At 44.4% G+C, this 3386-nt stretch carries 4 protein-coding genes and 1 pseudogene; all 5 read left to right on the top strand.

Annotation, left to right across the window (positions count from 1 at the left end; genetic code table 11):
- Positions 1–200, top strand: a 200-nt coding sequence (locus HNQ69_RS05795) for a hypothetical protein (RefSeq protein ID WP_246348536.1), incomplete at its 5' end; no start/stop codon positions are given.
- Positions 201–247: 47 nt separating this feature from the next.
- A pseudogene (locus HNQ69_RS05790) lies at positions 248–376 on the top strand (crossover junction endodeoxyribonuclease RuvC); the annotation flags it as partial.
- Entirely contained in the window at positions 373–552 is a 180-nt protein-coding gene (locus HNQ69_RS05785; RefSeq protein ID WP_183229125.1) for a hypothetical protein, read from the top strand. The pseudogene HNQ69_RS05790 and the gene HNQ69_RS05785, both read left to right, overlap by 4 nt.
- Entirely contained in the window at positions 549–1166 is a 618-nt protein-coding gene (gene ruvA, locus HNQ69_RS05780) for a Holliday junction branch migration protein RuvA (RefSeq protein ID WP_183229124.1), read from the top strand. The genes HNQ69_RS05785 and ruvA overlap by 4 nt, the downstream gene beginning before the upstream one ends.
- A 12-nt stretch (positions 1167–1178) precedes the next feature.
- Entirely contained in the window at positions 1179–2273 is a 1095-nt protein-coding gene (gene ruvB, locus HNQ69_RS05775) for a Holliday junction branch migration DNA helicase RuvB (RefSeq protein ID WP_183229123.1), read from the top strand.
- The last annotated feature ends 1113 nt before the right edge of the window (positions 2274–3386 follow it).

Raw genomic sequence — 3386 nt, 5'->3', positions numbered from 1 at the left:
ATCGTTTCAAGGGTTATGGTATGATGGGCAAATTAACGAGTATTTTTCGACGTATTTTTGATGCTTCTCTTCTGATGGTAAAAGTTCTGCTGCCGCGTGCTGCATTTAACAGCAGTGAGAAGGCTGATGCTCTTGCACTTGCTCTTTGCCTGAAGCCTCACCGCACCAGTCTCTCTCATCGTTCAAGGGTTATGGTATGATGGGCAAATTAACGAGTATTTTTCGACGTATTTTTGATGCTTCTCTTCTGATGGTAAAAGTTCTGCTGCCGCGTGCTGAATTTAACAGCAGTGAGAAGGCTGATGCTCTCGCACTTGCTCTTTGCCTGAAGCCTCACCGCACCAGTCTCTCTCATCGTTCAAGGGTTATGGTATGATGGGCAAATTAACGAGTATTTTTCGACATATTTTTGATGCTTCTCTTCTGATGGTAAAAGTTCTGCTGCCGCGTGCTGCATTTAACAGCAGTGAGAAGGCTGATGCTCTCGCACTTGCTCTTTGCCTGAAGCCTTACCGCACCAGTCTCTCTCATCGTTCAAGGGTTATGGTATGATAGGCAAATTAAAGGGTATCCTTGAAAATATTTTTGATGATCATATCCTTTTGGATGTCCATGGTGTGGGTTATGTTGTTTTTGTCTCAAACCGGTTGCGTCCTTCTTTACCAGCTCTTGGTGAAACTATAAGCCTCTTTATTGAAACACATGTTCGTGAAGATGCTATTCGCCTTTTTGGTTTTGCTACAAGAGCTGAACAAGAGTGGTTTTGTCTGCTGCAAAATGTTCCTGGTGTGGGGGCAAAGGTTGCCTTGGCAATTTTGGGCACTTTGTCTTCAGATCAACTCGCGCAAGCGATTGCATTAAACGATGTGGCAATGATGAGCCGCGCTCCAGGTGTTGGTAAAAAAGTCAGTGAGAGAATTGTCCGCGAACTTAAAAGCAAAGCACTCCCATTTCATGAGAATGCTATCCATAGTGTTCCGATTTCACATCTGGAAGTGACCAATCAACCAACAAATGAGGCGCTTTCTGCTTTGATCAATCTCGGTTTTGAACGTGATCAAGCAGCGCGCGCTCTTGCTGCAGCGATGAATGCTCTTGAAGGGGAAACTGTTTCTTCTGCATTGCTTATTCGCCATAGTCTCAAATTGCTTTCGTCGCCTACTTAGTAAAGGGTAAAAATGCATAAAAATGAAGATCAACGCCTTCTCGGGGCTGTTCCCCTTCCCAACGATCCGGATCGTTCCTTAAGGCCCAAAGTGCTCGATGACTTTATTGGTCAAGAAGCGGCACGGGCGAATTTAAAAATATTTATCGAAGCGGCAAAAGCACGTCAAGAAGCACTAGACCATGTTTTGTTTGTAGGACCACCTGGTTTGGGAAAAACGACGCTTTCACAGATTATGGCGAAAGAATTAGGGGTTAATTTTCGCTCTACCTCCGGTCCTGTTGTTGCTAAAGCAGGAGATTTGGCTGCTCTCTTAACCAATCTAGAAGAACGTGATGTCCTTTTTATTGATGAAATTCACCGTTTAAGTCCAGCAATTGAAGAAATTCTTTATCCGGCTATGGAAGATTATCAGCTTGACCTGATCATTGGTGAAGGGCCTGCTGCACGCTCGGTTAAAATTGATCTTGCTAAATTTACCTTGGTTGCAGCAACTACGCGTTTGGGGTTATTGACCACACCGTTACGCGACCGTTTTGGTATTCCAATTCGTCTCAATTTTTATACCATAGAGGAATTGGAATATATTGTTCAGCGTAATGCCCGCCTTTTTTCTGTACAGATTAGTGATGATGGTGCCCATGAAATTGCCCGCCGAGCACGTGGGACTCCTCGGATTGCTGGAAGGCTTTTAAGGCGGGTTTATGACTTTGCTCTGGTCAAAGGGGCGGGAAAAATTGATCGTAAAATTGCGGATGAAGCACTTTCTCGTCTTGAAGTAGATCATCTTGGTCTTGATCCGCTTGACCATCGCTATTTACTGCTGATTGCGGAAACTTTTTTAGGAGGACCGGTGGGTATTGAAACAATTGCGGCTGCTCTCTCAGAGCCGCGCGATGCCATTGAGGATATTGTTGAACCCTATCTTCTTCAACAAGGTTTTATCCAGCGTACCGCACGTGGGAGAACGCTTACCCCAAAAGCTTGGAGCCATTTAGGACTTTCTGCTCCACCTGCTATGACTTCAGCGCCAAGGCGCACACAATTGCCTGACATCCAAGACAACTCACCTCTTCAGACAACGTTATGGGAGAAAGAAGATGACTAAAACATTTTTTAAGAGCAACCCTATAAACATTCTTTAGGGACAAACGCTGCAGCGTTTATAGGTGAACGTTTACCCCAAAAGCTTGGAGCCATTTAGGACTTTCTGCTCCACCTGCTATGACTTCAGCGCCAAGGCGCACACAATTGCCTGACATCCAAGACAACTCACCTCTTCAGACAACATTATGGGAGAAAGAAGATGACTAAAACATTTTTTAAGAGCAACCCTATAAACATTCTTTAGGGACAAACGCTGCAGCGTTTATAGGTGAACGTTTACCCCAAAAGCTTGGAGCCATTGAGAATTTTGTGCTCCATCTGCTATGACTTCAGCGCCAAGGCGCACACAATTGCCTGGCATCCAAGACAACTCACCTCTTCAGACAACGTTATGGGAGAGAGAAGATGACTAAAACATTTTTTAAGAGCAACCCTATAAACATTCTTTAGGGACAAACGCTGCAGCGTTTATAGGTGAACGCTTACCCCAAAAGCTTGGAGCCATTTAGGACTTTCTGCTCCATCTGCTATGACTTCAGCGCCAAGGCGCACACAATTACCTGGCATCCAAGACAACTCACCTCTTCAGACAACGTTATGGGAGAAAGAAGATGACTAAAACATTTTTTAAGAGCAACCCTATAAACATTCTTTAGGGACAAACGCTGCAGCGTTTATAGGTGAACGTTTACCCCAAAAGCTTGGAGCCATTGAGAATTTTGTGCTCCATCTGCTATGACTTCAGCGCCAAGGCGCACACAATTGCCTGACATCCAAGACAACTCACCTCTTCAGACAACATTATGGGAGAAAGAAGATGACTAAAACATTTTTTAAGAGCAACCCTATAAACATTCTTTAGGGACAAACGCTGCAGCGTTTATAGGTGAACGTTTACCCCAAAAGCTTGGAGCCATTGAGAATTTTGTGCTCCATCTGCTATGACTTCAGCGCCAAGGCGCACACAATTGCCTGGCATCCAAGACAACTCACCTCTTCAGACAACGTTATGGGAGAGAGAAGATGACTAAAACATTTTTTAAGAGCAACCCTATAAACATTCTTTAGGGACAAACGCTGCAGCGTTTATAGGTGAACGTTTACCCCAAAAGCT

Source organism: Bartonella callosciuri, assembly GCF_014203215.1.
Taxonomy (GTDB): Bacteria; Pseudomonadota; Alphaproteobacteria; order Rhizobiales; family Rhizobiaceae; genus Bartonella; species Bartonella callosciuri.
This window is presented reverse-complemented; position numbering and strand designations above follow the sequence as displayed.